Here is a 20,283-nt window from a genome sequence, read left to right as displayed (position 1 = left end):
CGAGCCGGCAGAGCGGGGCCTTCCATGAGCGCGCACGCGCAGCAGCCCACCCAGGAGTGGGCCGACATCGCCCCGGACGCCGCCCGACGGCTGGTCGTCGCCGCGGTGGAGGCGTTCGCCGAGCGCGGCTACCACGCCACCACCACCCGCGACATCGCCGGCCGCGCCGGCATGAGCCCGGCCGCGCTCTACATCCACTACAAGACCAAGGAAGAACTCCTCTACCAGATCAGCCTGGTCGGTCACCGACTCGCGCTCGACATCCTGGAGCGCCCCGCGCTGGCCGACGGCAGCCCGGCCGAGCGACTCGCCGACGCCGTACGCTCCTTCGTCCGCTGGCACGCCGAGCACCACACCACGGCGCGGGTGGTGCAGTACGAACTGGACGCGCTGGGCCCCGAACACCGGGCCGAGATCGTCGGCATGCGCCGGGCCATCGACGCCGCGGTGCGCGGCATCATCGAGGACGGCGTGCGCTCGGGCGACTTCGACGTGGCCGACGTGCCGGGCACCACCCTGGCCGTGCTGTCCCTGTGTATCGACGTGGCCCGCTGGTTCAGCACCGAGGGCCGGCGCGGCCCGGACGAGGTGGCCCGGTCGTACGCGGCCCTGGCCCTGCGCATGGTGGGGGCCGCGAACCCGACGGCGTGAGCGGGGTGACCCGCGCCGCACGGACCACGACGGGCCCGGCCTGCCCGTACCCGAGACGCCGGCGCGAGTGCTCAGGTCCTGGGGCGCGTGCGGCCCCTCGTCTCAGGAGTGACGCTGGTCGGCGAGCTGGTTGTTGCGGTCGATCTCCGGCATGTGCGTCTCGGCCCAGTCCCGCAGGGCGGCGAGCGGGCGCTCCAGGGACAGGCCGAGGTCGGTGAGCCGGTAGTGGACGGCGGGCGGCACGGTGGGTTCCACGCGGCGTGCGACCAGGCCATCGCGGGTCAGGGTCCGCAGGGTGACGGACAGCATCTTCTGCGAGACGCCCGGGACGCGGCGCCGGAGTTCCGCGAACCGGAGCTCGGCCGGAGCCTCCTCGGCCAGCACCTTGACCACCATCGACGTCCACTTGGTGCCGATCCGGTCGAGCAACTGGCGGGTCGGGCAGCACGGATCCAGCAGGTCGCCGCGCTCACCGGGGCGCCGCTCACGTCCGCCGGACCTCGACGTGGTCACCTGGGGCTCACCACCTGAAGGGAAAGTGCCGTCTTGGGCGGGACCAGCCTAGTTCCCTAGCGTGACCTGGTCACCAACCCTCACCCCACACCTGGAGCTCCCCCATGCCCGAGCTGCGACGCGTCCTCGCGGGCGGTGTCGAACTGAACGTCGCCCTCGACGGATCGGGCCCGGCCGTCCTGCTGCTCCACGGCTTCCCGCACACCTGGGAGCTGTGGACGGACGTCATGGCCGATCTGTCCGACCGCTACCACGTCATCGCGCCGGACCTGCGCGGGTTCGGCGCGAGCGGCCGGGCCGCCGCCGGGTACGACGCGGGCACCCTGGCCGAGGACGCCGCGGCGCTGCTCACCGCGCTCGGCGTGTCCTCGGCCGCGGTGGTGGGCATCGACGCGGGCGCCGCGCCGGCCTTCCTCCTCGCCCTGCGCCGCCCCCCGCTCGTCCGACGCCTGGTCGTCATGGAGTCCCTGCTGGGGAGGCTGCCCGGCGCCGGCGCGTTCCTCGCCGACGGGCCGCCGTGGTGGTTCGGCTTCCACGCGGCCGCGCCCGGCCTCGCCGAGACCGTGCTGGAGGGCCACGAGGCCGCCTACGTCGACTGGTTCCTGAACGCCGGGACGCTCGGCGAGGGGGTACGCCCCGCCCTCCGGGACGCCTTCGTCCGCGCGTACACCGGCCGCCAGGCGTTGCGCCGCGCGTTCTCGTACTACCGGGCCCTGCCCGAGAGCGCGCTCCAGATCGAGCGGGCGGTCGCCACCGCCCGCCTGACGGTGCCGACGATGGCGCTGGGCGCCCGCCCCGTGGGAGCCGCGCTGGAACGTCAACTCCGCCCGGTCACCGACGATCTCACCGGGCACGTCATCGAGGACTGCGGCCACATCATCCCGCTGCACCGGCCGCGTGCCCTCCTCGCGCTGCTGCGCCCGTTCCTGGCCGGCGAGGCGGCGAAGGCGGCGTGACCGGGGAGCGAGGCATGACCGGGGAGGGAACCGACAGCCGATGCGGGACCCGGCTCGATCCGCAACGCCTCGGCGTCACGCCGCCGCTCGCCGTACGCCACGCCACGGCGTCACGCGGTTCGTGCGGCGGACACCGCGAACCGGCGGCGGAAGGCGCCCCTCGTGCGGGCGGGTCGGGGGCCGCGCTAGTGGGAGAAGCGACTGACCGACTCGGCGACGCACACCGGCCGCTCACCGCCGCCCTCGCGTTCGATCGTGACGACCGTGGTGAGCTGGACGCCGCCGGTGACCTCGACGACCTCCGCGATCCGGGCGGTGGCGCGCAGGCGCGAGCCGACCGGCACCGGGGCGGGGAAGCGCACCTTGTTCACGCCGTAGTTGACGCCCATGCGGACGCCCTCGACACGTAGGAGTCGCGGCACGAAGGCGGGCAGCAGCGACAGCGTCAGATAGCCGTGCGCGATGGTCGTGCCGAACGGCCCGGACGCGGCCCGCTCCGGGTCCACGTGAATCCACTGGTGGTCGCCGGTCGCCTCGGCGAACAGGTCGATCCGCCGCTGGTCGACCTCCAGCCAGTCACTCGGCCCGATCTCGACGCCGATCGCGGACCGTAGTTCGTCCAGCGAGGTGAAGATCCGGGGCTGGGTCATCGCGGTGCCTCCCGTGCTGCCGTGCCGTGGTGGGGGCGCGCGTACCGGCACGGCGCACGCCCGCGACCCGTACGCCGTCGTCCGAGCGGCTGCTCAGCATGCTGCCCGGGGGAGGGGCTGTCAACGGGCGGCCCGGCGAGCGGCGGGACGCCGGCGCGCGCCGGCTCAGCCGTGCCTTTGGGGGCGCCGACGGGGGAGCGGTCAGCGTCGCCCGGTCGGTAGCGGCGGGCCGGCGGCGCCTGGTCGGGCCGCCGGCCAGTGCCGCGCCGTCGGGGGCGCGGCCCGGCCGGGGGCCGATCAGCGCGCGCACGCCAGCGCGGGCGCGCGGGGGGCGGTGGTCGGGCGCGGCACCACGATGCCGCAGCTCGCGCAGACGGGGCCCGGCTCCCAGGCACGGCCCGCGATGCCGTGCCAGAGCATGCGGTCCTGCCCGCACACGGGGCAGCCGGCGGCCGGCCCCTCCGATGTCTCCATGGCCGCGATGACCTGGCGCAGGACCTGCGGCAGCGGGGCGGCGGGGTGGGTCTCGGGGTCGGCGCAGCGGACGACCTCGCAGCCACCCCAGGTCAGTCGGTGCCAGTCGTCGACGGCGCCCGGTTGGCGCACGCCGTCGTGCTTCTCGCGTCGGCGCCGGGCGGCGAACTCCGCCTCGTAGGCGAGCCACACCTCCCGCGCCTCCTCCAGCTCCGTCAGCGCGGCCACCAGACGCGCGGGGTCGGGATCGCGGTCCGCGGGCCGCATCCCGGTGCGCACGCACAGATGGTGCCAGGTGGCACGGTGCCCGTACGGGGCGAAGCGCTCCAGGCACTTACGGAGCGAGGTGCGTCGCAGCGCGACACTGTTCCGTGGATCGCGAACTTCTCGTGCCAGTGCTCTGAAACCAGCCAAAGCATCCCACCTCCGACATGCGGACCAGACCCGATGCCCCATGGACGTGGCCCGCCACGATTTGGCTCCATCTTTTCCGCTCGGTCATCCACCGCGTGTCGCTCGTGGCCCCGCCCCGAACCCCGGAGCGCGGGTCGGTGGCCCTCGCCACGGACGTCACGTACACCGCCCGTGCGGCCGTGCCGTGCGCCGGAGTTCGGTGCGCGGCGCCCCGCTGGCGCGACGGCGACCCGGCCCGGCCGCTACGGCGACCTCGTCGGCGGCTACCCGCGCGCATCCCGGGCAAACCGCGCTGGTCCGGTGTGGGCGGTGGGAATCGGGCACCGGTTCGAGCCGCGACGGCGCGGGCGGTACGGGGCGGTGCCCTCGGCCGGGGCGGGCGCGGCGGCCCGTACGGCGACGCGGCGCGACGGGGTGGCGCGGGCGGGCCAGGGGTGAGCGGGGCGGCCCGAGGCGGGCGGGGGGTGAGGGTCGGCGGCGGCGGTGGGCGGGTGTGGCTCCGCCGTGCCGGCACGGTTTCGTGTGGCGGGCGGTGGGCGGCACTGGCGCGGGGTGGCGCGGGCCCGCGCGGTGCGGGCTGGTGGCGTGGCGCCGCCCGGGTGGTGGGGCCGCTTCGTCGGGTGGCGCGGTGACGCGCGTCCACGGCGGTGCGTGTCCTGTGGCGGGCGTGTCCTGTGGCGGTGCGGGCGCCACCACGTGGGTGACGCCCGCGCCGCCGGGTCCGAGCTCCGCTGGCCTGGCCGTGCGTCCCCCCGCGCGGCCGGAACGGTTCCTCCCTCGTGGACAACGCGCCCCGGGGGCCGACCGGTCGGGGCCGCCGCCCCGGCCGGTCGGATCAGCCGCGGGCCTTTACCGCCCGGCCGTACCGGCCGACCGGAGGCAGCCAGCACAAAATCACCGCGGCGAAACTCGCGACAATGGCGATAAAGCTGAGCGTGGTCACGGAATCGGGCTCGTAGTCACCGACGATCAGGAAATGCGGAATGACCGACACGAGGGCCGTGATGGTGATGAGTACGCGGGACCAGGTGGCGGCCTTTCGGGCCAGCAGTGTGACGAGCAGCGCGCAGGCGGCGAAGAACGCCACCATGCCGGCGCGGGCCACCAGCGTGTCCTGACGGTCGCTGATCAGCTCTTCCCACAGGGGGCCGGTCAGGCTCTTGAAGTCGGCCGACGAGAAGTCGGAGCCGAGCCCGAGCGTGTCCGGGTGCTCGTCGATGACGTCCTTGACGTTGGTCTCCGCCATGTCCTTGCCGCCGGTGAAGACCAGGACGGAGCCGAACAGCCCGCTCAGGGCCGCCAGCGCGGACGTCAGGAGCAGCGCGAGCAGCAGGGCCGGGCGCCGGGCCGAAACGGGGGGGCGTCGGGGATCACCGAGGGGAGGGGCGACCTGGGAATGACTCACGGACGTACGTCTCCTTGTGCTGTCGAATAACAAAAGGGAACCCTGCTGAATAGGGAAGTGGATTCCCGGCAGGGCATGGGGAGTGCGACAGCGCAAAAGCCTTCCACGGGCCGCACGGGGATAGCCACGATTCGCGGAACAAATCTGCGGAACATTACCGGTGTTCCGGTGGACAGTTTCCCGTGCGCGCTGTCGCGTCGTGGATATGTCGCCGTCGTGGGCAGGAGTCATGACGAGGCGTGAGCGATGTCCGCCGCGTCCGGTGGCGCTGTGACTCGCGCCTCCGCCGGATCGGTGCCGCGCCCTGGTCGCGGGATCGGCCGCACGCCGGGCACCGCCCGCGCTCCGCCCGAGGGCGGCCCGGCGGGTGCGAGCGACGGGCCGCGCGCGCCGCGCCCCCGCCGCGTGCGCGGGAGGTGCGCCCCGGCGAACCACCCTCCCCGTCGCGTGCGGTGGGACCCGACAGGGCCTGGCGGGCCGCGCCCTTTCGCACGACATACCGACCGGTTAGTCTGCGCTGGGCGTACGGCGGACGCGGCCGGCGGGCGAGGTACGGCACGTCGCGTACACGGCGGTCGGCTCGCGTCGGGGCCTGTGGGCGTGCCGGGCGTCCGCCATCGGTGACCGGACCGGGGAGGGGCACATCGTGGACACCATGCGGGGCGCGCGCGTGGTCGTGACCGGTGCGGGCGGCGGCATCGGCGCCGCGCTCGCCAGGGGCTTCGCCGCCCGGGGCGCCGAGGTCGCGGTCAACGACCTCGACGCGGGCAAGGCGCGGGCGGTGGCCGCCGAGGTGGGCGGGGTGGCGGTGCCCGGCGACGCCTCCGAGGTGCTGCCGGCGGCACGCGCGGCGCTCGGCGGCGACATCGACGTCTTCTGCGCCAACGCCGGCGTGGCGCCCACCGGAGGCCCGGAGGCGGACGAGGCGCTGTGGGCGGCGGCCTGGGACGTCAACGTGATGGCCCACGTCCGCGCGGCCCGCGAGCTGCTCCCCGCCTGGCTGGAGCGCGGCCACGGCCGCTTCGTCTCCACGGTCTCCGCCGCCGGCCTGCTCACCATGGTCGGCTCGGCGCCCTACAGCGTCTCCAAGCACGCCGCGTACGCCTTCGCCGAGTGGCTCTCGGCCACCTACCGGCACCGGGGCGTGCGGGTGCACGCGATCTGCCCGCAGGGCGTGCGCACCGACATGCTGGCCGGCACGGGGCCCGTCGGTGAACTCCTCCTCGCGCCCACGGCGATCGCACCGGACGCGGTCGCCGAGGCGCTCTTCGAGGGCATCGCCGAGGAGCGGTTCCTGATCCTGCCGCACCCGGAGGTCGCCGACTACTACGCCGCCCGCGCCACGACGCCCGACCGCTGGCTGGCGGGCGTCAACCACCTCCAGCGCAAGGTCGAGCGGCTGCCCGACGGGGCCGGGCGCTGACGGCACCCGCCGCCCAGTGGTGGGCGGCGGGAGACACCGCCGCGATGGTCGAAGGTGAGGAATGGGAGGATTCTCCGGCGAGGGTCGCGCGGCGGCGCAAACGAGGGCGGGTGGTGGCGATGGCCAGGGCGAACGAGGACGGCGCGCGGGCGGTACCGGTGCCGCGACGGCTCCTTGAGGCCGCCACCAGGCTGTTCGCCGAGCGCGGCTACGACCGCACCTCGGTCCAGGAGATCGTGGCGGCGGCCGGCGTCACCAAGGGCGCCCTCTACCACTACTTCGGCTCCAAGGACGACCTGCTGCACGAGGTCTACGCGCGGGTGCTGCGCCTGCAACAGGAGCGGCTGGACGCGTTCGCGGACGCCGACGCGCCCGTGGAGCGCCGGCTGCGGGACGCGGCTGCGGACGTCGTGGTGACCACCATCGAGAACCTCGACGACACGAAGATCTTCTTCCGGTCGATGCACCAACTCAGCGCCGAGAAACACCAGCAGGTACGTGCCGAGCGCCGCCGCTACCACGAGCGCTTCCGGGCGCTGGTCGAGGAGGGGCAGCGCATGGGCGTCTTCAGCGACGCCACCCCCGCCGACCTGGTGGTGGACTACCACTTCGGCTCCGTGCACCACCTGGGTACCTGGTACCGCCCCGACGGCCCCCTGACCCCGCGCCAGGTCGCCGACCACCTCGCGGACCTGCTGCTGCGCGCCCTGCGTCCCTGACCCCGTCCCGCGCCCCGGAGCCAGGGACCCGCGAGCGACCCGCCCGCGCCGGCGCGTCCGGCCCGGGCGGTGGTGTGTCGGGCCCGGATATTTCCCGTGCGGCCCGGTGGCCCCACGTGATACTCCTCCCGGCTATGGGCGAACTTGTGACAGCGCGGCTCGAACTGTGTCTGATGACCGTTGACGAGGCCGAGCGGGTGGTGGCGGGCGAACCGGGCGGCGACCCCCGATGGGCGCCCGACTACCCCACCGACGGAGACGTCTTCGCCGCCCGCCGCTTCCTGGGCGCCTGCGCGGGCGGCGGTGACCCCCGGCCGTTCGGCAACTTCGAGATCCGCCGCCGCGCGGACGGTCAGGCGATCGGCGGCGTGGGGTTCCACGGCCCTCCGGACGAGAGCGGCGGCGTCACGATCGGCTACGGCCTCGTCCCGTCGGTGCGGGGCAAGGGGTACGCCTCCGAAGCCCTGCGCGGGCTGCTGATCTTCGCGCGCGAACACGGCGCCACCCACGTCAAGGGCGACGCCGACCACGACAACGTCGCGTCTCAGCACGTCATGACGGCGGCCGGCATGCGACCTACCGGACAGGACGCGCGCGTCAGGTACTACGAGATCGCCTGGACCCGCCCCACGCCGACCACCGACCCCCGCCCCTAGGTCGCCGCGCGCGCGGCGCTTCAGCCCTCTGCCGCGTACCGCCGCAACTCCCGCCGCGCCAGCGAGCGTTGGTGTACCTCGTCGGGGCCGTCGGCCAGCCGGAGCGTGCGGGCGGCGGCCCACAGCTCGGCCAGCGGGAAGTCCTGGCCCACGCCACCCCCGCCGTGCACCTGCACCGCCCGGTCGATGATGTCGGCCACGGTGCGCGGCGTGGCGATCTTGATGGCCTGGATCTCGGTGTGCGCGCCCCGGTTGCCCACGGTGTCCATCAGCCAGGCGGTCTTGAGCACCAGCAGCCGAAGCTGCTCCACGCTCACCCGGGCGTCCGCGATCCACGCCCCCACCTGCCCCTGGGCGGCCAGCGGCTGGCCGAAGGCCGTACGGGACAGGGCACGGCGGCACATCAGCTCGATGGCGCGTTCGGCCATGCCGATCAGCCGCATGCAGTGGTGGATACGGCCGGGGCCGAGCCGGGCCTGGGCGATGGCGAAGCCGCCACCCTCCTCGCCGACCAGGTGGTCCACCGGCACCCGCACGTGGTCGAGGACGACCTCCGCGTGCCCGCCGTGGTGGTGGTCGGCGTAGCCGTAGACGTGCAGGGCCCGGCGGACCTCGACGCCGGGTGCCTCGCGCGGCACCAGCACCATGGACTGCTGGCGGCGTACGTCGCTCGCCGCGGGGTCGGTCTTGCCCATCACGACCAGAACCCGGCAGTCGGGGTGCAGGGCACCGGAGATGTACCACTTGCGGCCGGTGATGACGTACGTGTCGCCGTCGCGCTCGATCCGGGTCTCGATGTTGGTGGCGTCCGAGGACGCCACATCCGGTTCGGTCATCGCGAACGCCGATCGGATCTCGCCCGCCAGCAGCGGCTCCAGCCAGCGCGCCCGCTGCTTCGGGGTGCCGAACTCGGCGAGCAGCTCCATGTTCCCGGTGTCCGGCGCGGCGCAGTTCAGCGCGGTGGGGGCCAGGTGCGGGCTGCGGCCGGTGATCTCCGCGAGCGGCGCGTACTGCGCGTTGGTCAGCCCGGCGCCGTGCTCGGTGCCCGGCAGGAACAGGTTCCACAGGCCCCGTCGGCGGGCCTCGCGGCGGAGTTCGGACACCACCGGCGGCTGCGCCCACGGGTCGGCCTGCGCGGCGCGCTGCTCGCGCGCGAGCGCCTCGGCCGGGTAGACGTGCTCGTCCATGAAGGCCAGCAGCCTGTCGCGGAGTTCCTCGGTGCGGGCGTCGTACCCGAAGTCCATCTCAGCCCTCCTCAAGGGTGCGCAGGCCGCTGTCCAGGAGCAGCGGGACCAGCGCGCCGATCCGGTCGAAGCCGGCGCCCACGGTCTGCCCGAGCGTGTACCGGTAGTGGATGCCCTCCGCGATCACGGCGAGCTTGAAGAACGCGAACGCCGTGTACCAGGAGACGCGGCCCACGTCGCGGCCCGAACGCGCCGCGTACCGCTCGATCAGCTCGGCGCCCGACGGGTGCCCCGGCGCGCCGCGCGTGGTGCTCAGCGGGGAGTGCGCCACCTCGGGCTGCTCGGTGTACATCGCCAGCAGCCCCAGGTCCGTCAGCGGGTCGCCGAGGGTGGACATCTCCCAGTCCAGGACGGCGCTGATGGTGCGGTCGGCGCCGACCAGCACGTTGTCCAGCCGGTAGTCGCCGTGCAGCACGGTCGGCGCGGGCGAGGCGGGCAGCCAGCGGTTCAGCCGGCCCAGCAACTCCCCGACGCCGGCCACCTCACGGCTGGTGGACTGCTCCCACTGCCGCGACCAGCGCCGCAGTTGACGTTCCAGATAGCCGTCGGGCCGGCCGAAGTCGGCCAGGCCCACCGCCGCCGGGTCCACCGCGTGCAGCTCCACCAACGTGTCCACCAGATCGAACAGCAGGTCCCGGGTGGCGCGCGGGCCCAGCGCGGCGAGCTGGGCGGCATCGCGGTACGGCGTGCCCGCGACGTGCTCCATGACGTAGAAGGGCGCGCCCGTCACCGCCGCGTCCGAGCACAGCGCCAGCGGCTCGGGCACCGGTACCGCCGTCGGGTGCAGGGCGCTGATCACGCGGTACTCGCGGCCCATGTCGTGCGCGGTGGCCAGCACGTGCCCCAGCGGCGGGCGGCGCAGCACCCAACGCCCGACGCCGTCACCCACGACGTACGTCAGGTTGGACCGGCCGCCCTCGATCAGCTCCGCGTGCAGCGGCCCGCCCGCCAGGCCGGGTCGCGCGCGATCCAGGAAGGCCCGCACCCGCGCCAGGTCGAGGCCCAGGGGAGTGGCGGCCCCGGGGCCGGTGGCGGTCGAGCTGCCGGGGGGCGGGCTGCCTGCGCTCATCGAGGGGTCCTCCGACGGGTCGGGCTCCGTGGCGGGCGCCGACGGATCCGCTCATCATGCCGACCAGTCGGTATGGCGTCCAGGGCTTCCCCGCCCGACCCCCGCCGCGCGGGCGCGCGGACCGGGCGCGGGCGGGGCGGTGGCTCAGGCGTGACAGGCGACCGGGCGACCGCCGTTGAGCTCCGTCATCTCCGCGAAGATCGTGGGCACGTCCAGCGGGGCGCCCGGCGGCAGCCCGTCGAGCTCGGCGTAGGCCCGGTGCAGGTTGGCGACCAGGCGTTCGCTCTCGCGCAGCCGCGCGAACGCGCCCAGGTCGGCCGCGCGCGCGACCTCCAGGGGCGTACGACCCGCCGCGTGGCCGTCCTCGGCGAGCTCGGCCACCAGCCGCAGATAGCCCTCGACGGTGTCGTACACCTCGGGACCGGTGACCGTCCCGTGCCCGGGGACGACCGTCTCCGCGTCCAGCGCCCGCAGCCGCTCGACGGCGCGCAGCGAGCCGGCGAGCGAGCCCATCAGGACGAACGGGGTGCCGCCGTGGAAGACCAGGTCACCGGTGTAGACGACGCGCTGCTCCGGCAGCCATACGAGGGTGTCGCCCGTGGTGTGCGCGACGCCCGGATGACACAGCCGCACCTCGATCTCGCCGACGTGCAGCGACAGCGACTCGGTGTAGGTGAGCGTCGGCGGGGCGATCTCGACGGTCCCGAAGTCCACCTCGGGCCAGATCGCGTGCAACTGGTGCCCGCTGGCCACCGTCTCCCGCCGACACGCCTCGTGCCCCACCACGGTGGACTGCGGCAGGAAGACCCAGTTGCCGTACGTGTGGTCCCCGTGGTGGTGCGTGTTGACCAGCACCTGCGGCAGCGGCGCCCCGCTGGCGAGGATCGTCTCGCGCAGCGCGCGCGCCCGCCGCTCGGTGGCCGCCGTGTCGATCACCAGCGTCGTGCGCCCGTCGCTGACGTACCCCGCGTTGTTCAGGCACCAGCCGCCGTCCGGCTGGACGTACGCGTGGACTCCCGTGGCGAGTTGGACGGAGTACGGCTCGGTGGCCGCCGCCCAGGCGACGGCGTTGGCGCTGATGTGGGACACGGTGTTCCTTCCGGAATCCAGTGGGTGGGCGCGCACAGCGTCCCAGTCCCGCCCGCCCCCCGAAACCCCGCGTTCCGCCCGGCCGGGGGCGACCACGACGCGCCCCTGACCGACCGCGCGCCCGCCCCCACGCGGCGAACGCCGCGACCGCGTACGCCCCCGCCCCGGCCTCCGGGAGGCCGGCTACCGCAGTAGCACCGCGCCCAGCGCGGCCAGCAGCGCGGCACAGCAGGTCGCGGCCAGCGCCGCGCGGGGGGACAGGGTGGGCGGCTGGGGCGTGGCCAGGGCGCGGATGCGGCGCTGGCTCACGAGCAGCAGCGCCAGCCACACCAGCGCGGCCACCGCCACCGCGAGGGCCGCCAGCGCGGGCGGCCCCGCGATCAGCGCCTGCCGGCCGGCCAGTACGCCCACCACGGCACCCGCGAGGGTCGTACGCCGCCACGCCATCCGGGTCCGCTCCGGCTGGAGGCCGGGATCGCGCGCCGCGTCGAGCACTAGCCCGCCCACCCCAGGGCGACCACCAACACCATCACCACCGACATCACACCCACCGCGAGCGCGAGCACGGTGGGGAAGCGGGAGAGGGGCAGGTCCTCGCCACGGCGCATCGCCCGCTCGCAGCGCACCCAGTGGCTGACCGCCCGCAGCGCGCACAGCGCCCCGCCCACCAGCAGCGCGATGGCCAGCACGGTACGCAGCGGCCGGCCCTGGTCCGGCAGGAACTGGTCGACCGCGAAGCCGCCGCCGACCAGCGCGAGCGCCGTGCGCAGCCAGGCGAGGAACGTGCGCTCGTTGGCGAGCGAGAACCGGTAGTCGGGTGTGCGGCCCTCAGCCCGTACCCGGGCGGGCGCCCACCACAGCCGCACCTCGGCCCACCCGCCGCGCCAGCGCCCCCGCCGGCCGGTCGGCGCGCGCCGGGCCCCGCTACCGGAGCGGCGGGCGGCGTCGGCCGGCCCGTCGCCGTCGGGACACTCGGGCTCGTCGCCGCGCTCGGCCTCGCCGGGCCCCTCCGAGGGCGCGGCCTCGCCCGCCGGGGCGGCCCCGGGGCGGTGGCCGGCCCCGTCGGTGGCCCCGTCGGCGGGCGGACGCGCGTCACGCGAGGTCATGAGTGCCGTGGATAAACGTTCATGCCGTCGAGCCTAGTGCCGCCCGAGACGGTCGGCCCCGCGAGGCCACCGGCGTTCACGACGCCGGCCCGACCGCATCCCCACCCGGCCACCTCCCCGTCACCACCCGCGCACGAGACCGGCCCCGGCGCCCACGGCTCGCCCCCACCCGCCGACCGCGCCCGACACCCCGCCGCCACCCACCGCCCCGCGAAGCCCCTCGCCCCGCCGCACAGGCCCCCTGCCGCGCGGGCACCGGCCACGGGGCCGCCCGCCCCGGTCACCCGACGCGTGGGCCGTCCCGACGCGTGGGCCCGGGCTCAGGCTTCGCCGCCCCGCCAGGCGACCAACCGCTCGTACGCCTCGGCCCCGTCCGGCACCCACTCCCACTCGGTCAGCCTGGCCGCCAGCTCCTCCTCGGTGAGGAAGGCGTGCCAGGCGACCTCCTCGACCTGGGGCCGGACCGGCAGGTCGCAGCGCACCTGGTAGACGTGGCACCACCAGGACTGGCCGGGGCGCTCGAAGAGGAAGGCGAACAGCGGCTGTGGCGCGGGCAGTCCGCTGACGCCCAACTCCTCCTCGGCCTCGCGCAGCGCGGCCTCCGCGTAGGACTCGCCCGCCCCGACGACGCCGCCCACGAACATGTCGTACAACGAGGGGAAGACCAGTTTGCTCTCCGTACGCCGGTGGACGAAGACGCGTCCGGCGGCGTCCCTGGCCAGGATGAACACGCAGCGGTGCCGCAGCCCCCGCGCGTAGACCTCGCCCCGGGGCGCCTGGCCCACCACCCGGTCGTGCTCGTCCACGACGTCCAGTACCTCGTCCGCCGCCCGGGGCGTCTCCGCAGCCATGCCGCCATCCAACCAGCCCCGTGGCGGGACGAAGAGTCCCGCCCGCGCGGTTGACGCCCATACCCATGGGTAACGAGGATCGGGCGGGCGACGGGCGCCCGGCCCGGCGCGGGTCACCGGGCCAGGCACGGCAGTCGCGGCCCCGACGAGGACGGAAACCATGGCGTACGACGCGGATGTCATCGTGGTCGGGGCGGGGCTCGCGGGGCTCGCCGCCACCGCCGAACTGGTCGACGCGGGCCGCACGGTCATCCTGCTCGACCAGGAGCCCGAAGCCTCCGTCGGCGGTCAGGCGCACTGGTCCTTCGGCGGCCTCTTCCTCGTCGACTCGCCCGAGCAGCGCCGCCTGCGCATTCGCGACAGCCACGCGCTGGCCTGGCAGGACTGGCAGGGCACGGCCGGCTTCGACCGCCCCGAGGACCGCTGGCCGCGCCGCTGGGCCAAGGCGTACGTGGACTTCGCGGCCGGCGAGAAGCGGGCCTGGCTGCGCGCGCTGGGCGTGCGGTTCTTCCCCGTCGTGGGCTGGGCCGAGCGCGGTGGCTACGACGCCACCGGGCACGGCAACTCGGTGCCCCGCTTCCACATCACCTGGGGCACCGGCCCCGGCCTGGTCGCGCCCTTCGAGCGCCGGGTGCGCGCCGGCGTGGAGCGCGGCCTGGTCCGACTCCGCTTCCGGCACCGCGTCACCGGACTCACGCGCACCGCCGGGGCCGTGGACACCGTCAGCGGCGAGATCCTCGCCCCCTCCCACGCCGAGCGCGGCGCCCCCAGCAGCCGGGAGGTCACCGGCGCCTTCGAACTGCGCGCGCAGGCGGTCATCGTGACCTCGGGCGGCATCGGCGGCAACCACGAACTGGTCCGCCGCAACTGGCCGCGCCGCCTGGGCATGCCGCCCGGCCACCTGATCTCCGGAGTGCCCGCGTACGTGGACGGGGCCATGCTGGGCGTGGCCGAGCGCGCCGGCGCGCGCCTGATCAACCGCGACCGGATGTGGCACTACACCGAGGGCATCGCCAACTGGGACCCGATCTGGCCCCAGCACGGCATCCGCATCCTGTCCGGCCCCTCGCCGCTGTGGGTGGACGCCCTCGGCAAGCGGCTGCCGGTGCCGCTCTTCCCGGGCTTCGACACCCTCGGCACGCTCGAACACATCATGCGCACCGGCTACGACTACACGTGGTTCGTGCTCACCAGGAAGATCATCGAGAAGGAGTTCACGCTCTCGGGCTCCGAGCAGAACCCCGATCTGACGGGCAAGCACCTCCGTGGTGTGCTCGGCCGGGTCGGCGGCGGCGTGCCCGGCCCCGTACAGGCGTTCCTGGACCGTGGCGAGGACTTCGTCGTCGAGGCCCACCTGACCGACCTGGTACGCCGGATGAACGAGCTCACCGAGGCCGACCCACGACGCAGGTCCGGGCGGATCGACGAGGGCGAACTCCGCCACGAACTCGCCGCCCGCGACCGCGAACTGGGCAACAGGTTCACCAAGGACCTCCAGCTCACCGCCCTGCGCGGGGCCCGTGGCTACCTCGGCGACCGGCTCATCCGCACCGCCACCCCGCACCCCCTGCTCGACCCCAAGGCCGGCCCGCTGATCGCCGTGCGCCTGAACATCCTCACCCGCAAGACCCTCGGTGGCCTGGAGACCGACCTCTCCTCGCGGGTGCTGACCGACGACGGCACGCCGCTGCCGGGCCTGTACGCGGCGGGGGAGGCGGCCGGGTTCGGCGGCGGGGGCGTCCACGGCTACCGCTCGCTGGAGGGCACCTTCCTCGGCGGCTGTCTCTTCTCCGGCCGCACGGCGGGCCGCGCGGCGGCCCAGGCGGTCGACTAGCGGCCACGTGCGCCTCCTGGCCGACCCCTGGTTGTCCGTAACACGCCCCCCGAAACACCGCGCCACGCCACCCGTGATCGATAGGGCCCACCGCGTCGCACCGCGCCCACCGCCCGCCCGACATCCGCCCCATGGCGCCCGTCCGTGCGCCGCGCGCCACCCGGCGCCGCCGCCGGGCGCGGCCCCGCCGCCCGGTCCGCCCGCCCGTCTCCCGCCCCCTCGGCACGCCTCTCAGCAGCCAGGAAGTCGCCTGCGCACGGTCATGGTTGACGTACCGTCGGTGAAAGGCGGCGCTGGAGGGGGAACCCGTGGCCGGCCCGACTCGTTCGCCTTGCGAGCGCTTCGTGGTGGGCGGAGCACGGGGGCGCTCCGCAAGGCAAGGGTCGTCTTCCGGCCTTGACGCAGAGCAGTGACTACCGGTTTGCTGTCCGTGATCATTCGCCGTCGGCGGCACTGGCCCCCCAAGCCACCGATGGGCCGGGCGCGCCCCCGCGCGAGCTGACGCCGCCGCGGGGCTGGAGGTGACAGCGTTGTGGAGGAGTTTCCCGAATGACACCTCCCCCGCGTTCCTTCGGACGCCCCTGGCGCCGCGACCGGTTGGCCTTCGACCCCGCCCTGGACGACGCGCCGCTGGCCGCCGCCCGTAACGCGCTCGCCCAGGGGCGTTGGAGCGCCGCGCGGGCGCTGCTCGCCGAGACCGGTGACGACTGGGACCGTCGCGGCCACCGGCTGGTCGTGCTCGCCGAGGTCAGCGCGTGCACCTCCTGGGCGCGTGACTGGCAGCGCGCCGAGCCCGACAGCGCCACCGCCGCGACCCTGCTGGCCTGCGCGACCGCGCTGCGCGCCGTGCGCGGCAAGGCGACGTACACCACGGCCCGCGAACAGGCCCGCGCCGCCGCCCGGATGGCGCCCGCCGACCCCTCGCCCTGGCTCGCGCAGCTCATCCTGGCCCGCACGCTGGGCACCGGCGACGACTGCGCGCGCGCCTTCGACCAGGTGCGCGCCCGCCACCGGGACCACCACCACGCGCACCACCTGATGGCCACCCACCTCGCGGAGCGCGGCCAGGGCGGCGGCGACCCGCTGCACGAGGTGTACGACTTCGCCGACTGGGCCGCCGAACAGGCGCCGGCCGACTCGCCGCTGGCCGTTCTGCCCGTGGTGGCCCACACCGAGCGCTTCCGCGTGCTGGCCGCCTCCGGGACCCTCTCCGGCGACCCGCACGGCTCCGACCACTGGTCCACGCGCAAGGCCCGCCAGGTGATGAAGGCCGCCTTCGACTGGTGGCTGGAATGGGAGGGCGAGGGCCACCCCCGGCAGCAGATCGACCTCAACTACCTGGCCCACGCCAAGTACCACGAGGGCCGGTTGGCCGAGGCCGCCGCCCTCTTCCACCGCATCGGCGCACACGCCACGCGTTCCCCGTGGTCGTACGCCGAACGCGACCCCAAGCAGGAATTCCGGGCCGCCCGCGCCGCGGCGCTCGGCTCACCCTGACCCACCCCGGCGCTCCCCGTGGAAAGGAAAGCCCCGCCATGACGACGGGTAGCCCGCGCGGGCGGGAGATCAGCACGTTCAAGGGCCAGGACCGGGCGCTGCGCGCGGGCCGCGTCGGCACCACCGGGCTGTTGCTGTCGGTGGCCGCCGCCAGCGCGCCGATGATGGTCGTGGCCGGCGCCATGCCCACCGCCTACGCGGTGATGGGCATCGTCGGACAGCCGCTGCTGTTCGTGATCCTGGGGGCCGTGCTGATGCTGTTCAGCGTCGGCTACGCGGAGATGGGCCGGCACGTGCAGAACGCCGGCGCCTTCTACGCCTACATCGCCCGTGGCCTGGGCGGCACCGTCGGCACCGCCGCCTCCGTGGTCGCCCTGGTCGCGTACAGCACCCTCCAGGTCGGCCTCTACGGCATCTTCGGGTTCGAGGTCGCCGGGCTCCTGGACGAGCACCTGGGTGTGCGCCTGAACTGGTGGGTCCCCGCGCTGGCCGGTGTGCTGGTCGTCGGCGTCCTGGGTCGGCTGAAGATCGACCTCCATGTGACGGTGCTCGGCGTCCTGCTGCTGGTCGAGGTGGCGTTGGTGGCCGTCTTCGCGGTCGCCGGCGTCGGCGACCCGGGGCCCGAGGGGGTCTCCTGGCACGCCTTCGACCCCGAGACCCTCACCGGCGCCGGTCTCGGCACGGCGCTGTGCTTCTGTATCGCCGCCTTCACCGGCTTCGAGCAGTCCCCGGTGTACGCCGAGGAGACCGCGCGCCCCCAGGTCGTCGTCGCCCGGGTGATGTTCCTCGCGGTGGGCTGCGCCGCCCTCCTCTTCGCCCTCGGCTCCTGGGCGTTCGGCGTGGCCGCCGGCCCCTCGAACGTGGTGGCGATGGCCCAGGCGCAGGGCCCGCACCTGCTCTTCACCCTGACCGAGGACCGTTTGGGCGCCGCGTTCGCGAACCTCATGCACGTTTTCTACGTGACGGGTATGTTTGCCGCGATGCTGACCTTCCACAATGTTGTGGCCCGATATGCCTTTGCCATGGGTCGTGAGGGCCTGCTGCCCGCCGCGTTCGGCCGCACCACCGAGACCGGCGGCGCCCCCGGCCACGGCTCCGTGCTCCAGACCCTGGTGTCCGTGGCCGTCGTCACCACCTTCACACTCAGCGACGACCGGGGGCCCGGCGACGCGACGACACCGGTGCTCCACCTGTTCACCTGGACGGGCAACATGGGGGCGCTCGGCATCATGGCCCTGATGGCCACCGCCAGCGTCGCCGTGATCGCCTTCTTCGTACGCCGGGGCGCCGTGCGCACCCAACTGCCCCGCATCGCCTGCTCGGGGCTGGCGGCGGCAGCCCTGATCGTGATCATCTGCTGCGCGGTCAAGGACTTCGACGTCCTGCTCGCGACCGATCCCCACCCCGCCCTGCGATGGATCCTGCCCGGCGTCGTGGGCGCCACGATCGCCGTCGGCGTCGGCTACGGACTGCTGCTGCGCGCGTTCCGGCCACGGGTGCACGCCGGGATAGGCAAGGGCAACGAGGCGTTCCAACTGGAGAAGGTCGCGACCGCGCGCGACGGGGCGTCCACGCCCCCGACCGCCGCGTGACCCGGCCGTAGGCCACCGACCGAGAGCCCCCCGCCGCGCCGGCCACGACCCGCGCCCGCGGACTTCCCCCGACCGCCCCTGGCCGGCGCCGATCACCGGCCTCGCCGTGCGGCACGGCACGCCGATCACCGGCCGCGTCGTGCCGTGCGAGAGCGGCACCGCCACACGCTCGACACACCGTGAAGGAGCACCCGTATGACCTGCTGCGATTCCCCGGTCTCGGATGCGAAAGGACTGACGCACCCGCTCGATCCGCTGACCGCGGCGGAGATCGCCGCCGCCCGACGGGTCCTGGTCGAGGCGGGGAAGGTCACCGCCGACACCCGCTTCCCCCTGGTCCTGCCGCAGGAGCCGGACCGGCACGCCGCCGCCTCGCACCGCCCCGGCGACCCGGTCGTGCGGCGCGTGCGCGTCACCCTCCTCGACCGGGCCACCGGCGTCGCCGCCGAGGCCCTGGTGGACGTGAGCGCCGCCGCGCTGCTCTCCTACCGCCACCTGGACACCACGACGGAGGGCCAACCGCCCATCCTGTTCGAGGAGTTCGACCTGTGCGACGAGATCGTCAAGAGCGACCCGGGCTGGCGGCGCGCGATGGCCGACCGTGGCATCACCGACACCAGCCTGGCCATCGTCGCCCCGCTGGCCGCCGCCGACCTCGTCATCGACGAGGAGAGCGGACGCCGCCTGCTGCGCTCGCCCACCTATCTGCGCTGCTCGCACTCCGACAACCCGTGGGCCCACCCGGTCGCCGGCCTGCTCGCCGACGTGGACGTCATCCAGCGCCGCGTCGTGCGGCTGATCGACACCGGCGCCGTGCCCGTACCCACCGAATGCGCCCGCTACGAACCGGAGTTCACCGGACCGCCGCGTACCGACGTACGCCCGCTGCGCGTCGTCCAGCCCGAGGGCCCCTCGTTCACCCTCACCGGGCACCGCATCGACTGGATGGGGTGGAACCTGCGGATCGACTTCAACGGCCGCGAGGGCCTGGTCCTCCACCAGATCGCCTACCGCGACGGGGACCGCGAACGCCCCGTGCTGCGCCGGGCCTCGCTGGCCGAGATGGCCGTGGCCTACGGCGACGCCCAGGAGACCCGCAACTGGATCGCCTTCCTCGACGGCGGCGAGTACCTGCTCGGACGCAACGCCAACACGCTCCGGCTCGGGTGCGACTGCCTCGGCGAGATCCGCTACCTGGACGCCGTGGTCGCCGACGACCACGGCAACCCCCAGACGCTCACCAACGCCATCTGCGTCCACGAGGAGGACACCGGCCTGCTCTGGAAGCACACCGACATCTTCAACGACATGGCCGCCCACAGCCGTCGCGCCCGCCGCCTGGTCATCTCCTTCATCGCGACCGTCGGCAACTACGACTACGGCTTCTACTGGTACCTCCACCAGGACGGCTCCATCGCCTTCGAGGTCAAGTCCACCGGCATCGTGCAGACCGTCGCGGTCGAGCCCGGCACCGGCTCACCGCACGGCACGGAGATCGCCCCCGGCCTCGTCGCGCCCTACCACCAGCACCTGTTCTGCGCCCGGCTCGACGTCGCCGTGGACGGTCACCGCAACACCGTGCACGAGGTGGACGCGGTGCCCGTGCCGGCCGGAGAGGCCAACCCCAACGGCAACGCCTTCACCCTGCGCACCACGCCCCTGATCGAGAGCGCCGACGGCGCCCGGCTGGCCGACCCGTCCACGGGCCGGCACTGGCGGATCACCAACCCGTCCGTACGCAACCGGGTGGGCCAGCCCGTGGCGTACGCGCTGATCCCGCAGCCGAGCCCGGTGCTGCTGGCCCAGCCCGAGGCGTCGGCCGCCCACCGGATCGCCTACGCCACGAAGCACCTGTGGGTGACCCGGCACGCCGAGGACCGGCGCTACCCGGCCGGCGACTACCCCAACCAGCACCCCGGCGACGCGGGAGTGGCGAGTTGGACGCGGGACGGCCAGTCGCTGGAGGACACCGAGCTGACCGTGTGGCACACCTTCGGCCCCACCCACCTGCCGCGCTCGGAGGAGTGGCCCGTGATGCCCGCCGACCACAGCGGGTTCACGCTGCGCCCCACCGGCTTCTTCGACCGCAACCCGACGCTGAACCTGCCGCCCGAGCAGAAGGAGTAGCGCGCCGCGCCGG

At 74.6% G+C, this 20,283-nt stretch carries 19 protein-coding genes; 9 read left to right on the top strand and 10 right to left on the bottom strand.

Annotated features, from left to right (window positions below; all coding sequences use genetic code 11):
* Nucleotides 1–24: 24 nt before the first annotated feature.
* Entirely contained in the window at nucleotides 25–651 is a 627-nt protein-coding gene (locus tag ACFVFR_RS28225; protein ID WP_383706730.1) for a TetR/AcrR family transcriptional regulator, read from the top strand.
* Nucleotides 652–753: 102 nt separating this feature from the next.
* On the opposite strand, the gene ACFVFR_RS28220 is transcribed toward ACFVFR_RS28225, so the two are convergent.
* Nucleotides 754–1,164, bottom strand: a complete 411-nt coding sequence (locus ACFVFR_RS28220) for a winged helix-turn-helix transcriptional regulator (protein ID WP_383706728.1) — start codon at nucleotides 1,162–1,164, stop codon at nucleotides 754–756.
* Between the two features lie 104 nt (nucleotides 1,165–1,268).
* Between ACFVFR_RS28220 and ACFVFR_RS28215 the strand changes: the two genes are divergently transcribed.
* Complete coding sequence (locus ACFVFR_RS28215; RefSeq protein WP_383706726.1) at nucleotides 1,269–2,120, top strand: alpha/beta fold hydrolase; 852 nt, start codon at nucleotides 1,269–1,271, stop codon at nucleotides 2,118–2,120.
* A gap of 185 nt (nucleotides 2,121–2,305) precedes the next feature.
* On the opposite strand, the gene ACFVFR_RS28210 is transcribed toward ACFVFR_RS28215, so the two are convergent.
* From ACFVFR_RS28210 to ACFVFR_RS28200, 3 genes are all read right to left on the bottom strand, one after another.
* Complete coding sequence (locus ACFVFR_RS28210) at nucleotides 2,306–2,770, bottom strand: MaoC family dehydratase (protein WP_383706724.1); 465 nt, start codon at nucleotides 2,768–2,770, stop codon at nucleotides 2,306–2,308.
* A gap of 297 nt (nucleotides 2,771–3,067) precedes the next feature.
* Nucleotides 3,068–3,658 carry a hypothetical protein gene (locus ACFVFR_RS28205; RefSeq protein ID WP_383706722.1) on the bottom strand — a complete coding sequence of 197 codons (591 nt, stop codon included), beginning with the start codon at nucleotides 3,656–3,658 and terminating at the stop codon, nucleotides 3,068–3,070.
* 835 nt (nucleotides 3,659–4,493) lie between these two features.
* On the bottom strand, nucleotides 4,494–5,063 hold the full coding sequence (locus tag ACFVFR_RS28200) for a hypothetical protein (protein WP_383706720.1): 570 nt from the start codon (nucleotides 5,061–5,063) through the stop codon (nucleotides 4,494–4,496).
* A gap of 655 nt (nucleotides 5,064–5,718) precedes the next feature.
* Here ACFVFR_RS28200 and ACFVFR_RS28195 point away from each other — a divergent pair.
* From ACFVFR_RS28195 to ACFVFR_RS28185, 3 genes are all read left to right on the top strand, one after another.
* Nucleotides 5,719–6,486: an SDR family oxidoreductase gene (locus ACFVFR_RS28195; protein WP_383706750.1), complete on the top strand. Its 768-nt coding sequence runs from the start codon at nucleotides 5,719–5,721 to the stop codon at nucleotides 6,484–6,486.
* A gap of 119 nt (nucleotides 6,487–6,605) precedes the next feature.
* Entirely contained in the window at nucleotides 6,606–7,205 is a 600-nt protein-coding gene (locus tag ACFVFR_RS28190; protein WP_383706718.1) for a TetR/AcrR family transcriptional regulator, read from the top strand.
* Between the two features lie 134 nt (nucleotides 7,206–7,339).
* On the top strand, nucleotides 7,340–7,861 hold the full coding sequence (locus ACFVFR_RS28185) for a GNAT family N-acetyltransferase (protein WP_383706716.1): 522 nt from the start codon (nucleotides 7,340–7,342) through the stop codon (nucleotides 7,859–7,861).
* A 20-nt stretch (nucleotides 7,862–7,881) separates the two neighbouring features.
* On the opposite strand, the gene ACFVFR_RS28180 is transcribed toward ACFVFR_RS28185, so the two are convergent.
* The 6 genes from ACFVFR_RS28180 to ACFVFR_RS28155 all read right to left on the bottom strand — a co-directional run bounded on the left by ACFVFR_RS28180 (nucleotide 7,882) and on the right by ACFVFR_RS28155 (nucleotide 13,220).
* Complete coding sequence (locus tag ACFVFR_RS28180; RefSeq protein ID WP_383706713.1) at nucleotides 7,882–9,105, bottom strand: acyl-CoA dehydrogenase family protein; 1,224 nt, start codon at nucleotides 9,103–9,105, stop codon at nucleotides 7,882–7,884.
* A 1-nt stretch (nucleotide 9,106) separates the two neighbouring features.
* On the bottom strand, nucleotides 9,107–10,174 hold the full coding sequence (locus ACFVFR_RS28175; protein WP_383706711.1) for a phosphotransferase family protein: 1,068 nt from the start codon (nucleotides 10,172–10,174) through the stop codon (nucleotides 9,107–9,109).
* A 144-nt stretch (nucleotides 10,175–10,318) separates the two neighbouring features.
* Nucleotides 10,319–11,254 (bottom strand): MBL fold metallo-hydrolase, encoded by a 936-nt coding sequence (locus ACFVFR_RS28170; RefSeq protein WP_383706748.1) that lies wholly within the window; start codon nucleotides 11,252–11,254, stop codon nucleotides 10,319–10,321.
* A gap of 192 nt (nucleotides 11,255–11,446) precedes the next feature.
* The gene (locus tag ACFVFR_RS28165; RefSeq protein WP_383706709.1) at nucleotides 11,447–11,770 is read right to left on the bottom strand and encodes a DUF202 domain-containing protein; all 324 of its coding nucleotides are present in this window, start codon (nucleotides 11,768–11,770) and stop codon (nucleotides 11,447–11,449) included.
* Nucleotides 11,758–12,129 (bottom strand): YidH family protein, encoded by a 372-nt coding sequence (locus ACFVFR_RS28160; RefSeq protein WP_383706746.1) that lies wholly within the window; start codon nucleotides 12,127–12,129, stop codon nucleotides 11,758–11,760. Before ACFVFR_RS28160 ends, ACFVFR_RS28165 begins: the two co-directional genes overlap by 13 nt.
* Nucleotides 12,130–12,689: 560 nt before the next feature.
* The gene (locus ACFVFR_RS28155) at nucleotides 12,690–13,220 is read right to left on the bottom strand and encodes an NUDIX hydrolase (RefSeq protein ID WP_383706707.1); all 531 of its coding nucleotides are present in this window, start codon (nucleotides 13,218–13,220) and stop codon (nucleotides 12,690–12,692) included.
* Nucleotides 13,221–13,380: 160 nt separating this feature from the next.
* Here ACFVFR_RS28155 and ACFVFR_RS28150 point away from each other — a divergent pair, with 160 nt between their 5' ends.
* The 4 genes from ACFVFR_RS28150 (at nucleotide 13,381) to ACFVFR_RS28135 (ending at nucleotide 20,270) form a co-directional block, all read left to right on the top strand.
* Nucleotides 13,381–15,054: an FAD-binding dehydrogenase gene (locus ACFVFR_RS28150; RefSeq protein WP_383706705.1), complete on the top strand. Its 1,674-nt coding sequence runs from the start codon at nucleotides 13,381–13,383 to the stop codon at nucleotides 15,052–15,054.
* Nucleotides 15,055–15,603: 549 nt separating this feature from the next.
* The gene (locus ACFVFR_RS28145) at nucleotides 15,604–16,551 is read left to right on the top strand and encodes a hypothetical protein (protein ID WP_383706703.1); all 948 of its coding nucleotides are present in this window, start codon (nucleotides 15,604–15,606) and stop codon (nucleotides 16,549–16,551) included.
* Between the two features lie 38 nt (nucleotides 16,552–16,589).
* Complete coding sequence (locus ACFVFR_RS28140; protein ID WP_383706701.1) at nucleotides 16,590–18,143, top strand: APC family permease; 1,554 nt, start codon at nucleotides 16,590–16,592, stop codon at nucleotides 18,141–18,143.
* A gap of 195 nt (nucleotides 18,144–18,338) precedes the next feature.
* Nucleotides 18,339–20,270: a primary-amine oxidase gene (locus ACFVFR_RS28135; RefSeq protein ID WP_383706699.1), complete on the top strand. Its 1,932-nt coding sequence runs from the start codon at nucleotides 18,339–18,341 to the stop codon at nucleotides 20,268–20,270.
* Nucleotides 20,271–20,283 lie beyond the last annotated feature (13 nt).

The sequence above is a fragment of the Streptomyces sp. NPDC057702 genome, from assembly GCF_042799315.1.
In the GTDB taxonomy this organism is placed as follows: domain Bacteria; phylum Actinomycetota; class Actinomycetes; order Streptomycetales; family Streptomycetaceae; genus Streptomyces.
Note: the sequence above shows the minus strand (reverse complement) of the source record. Positions and strands in the feature narration are given on the sequence as shown.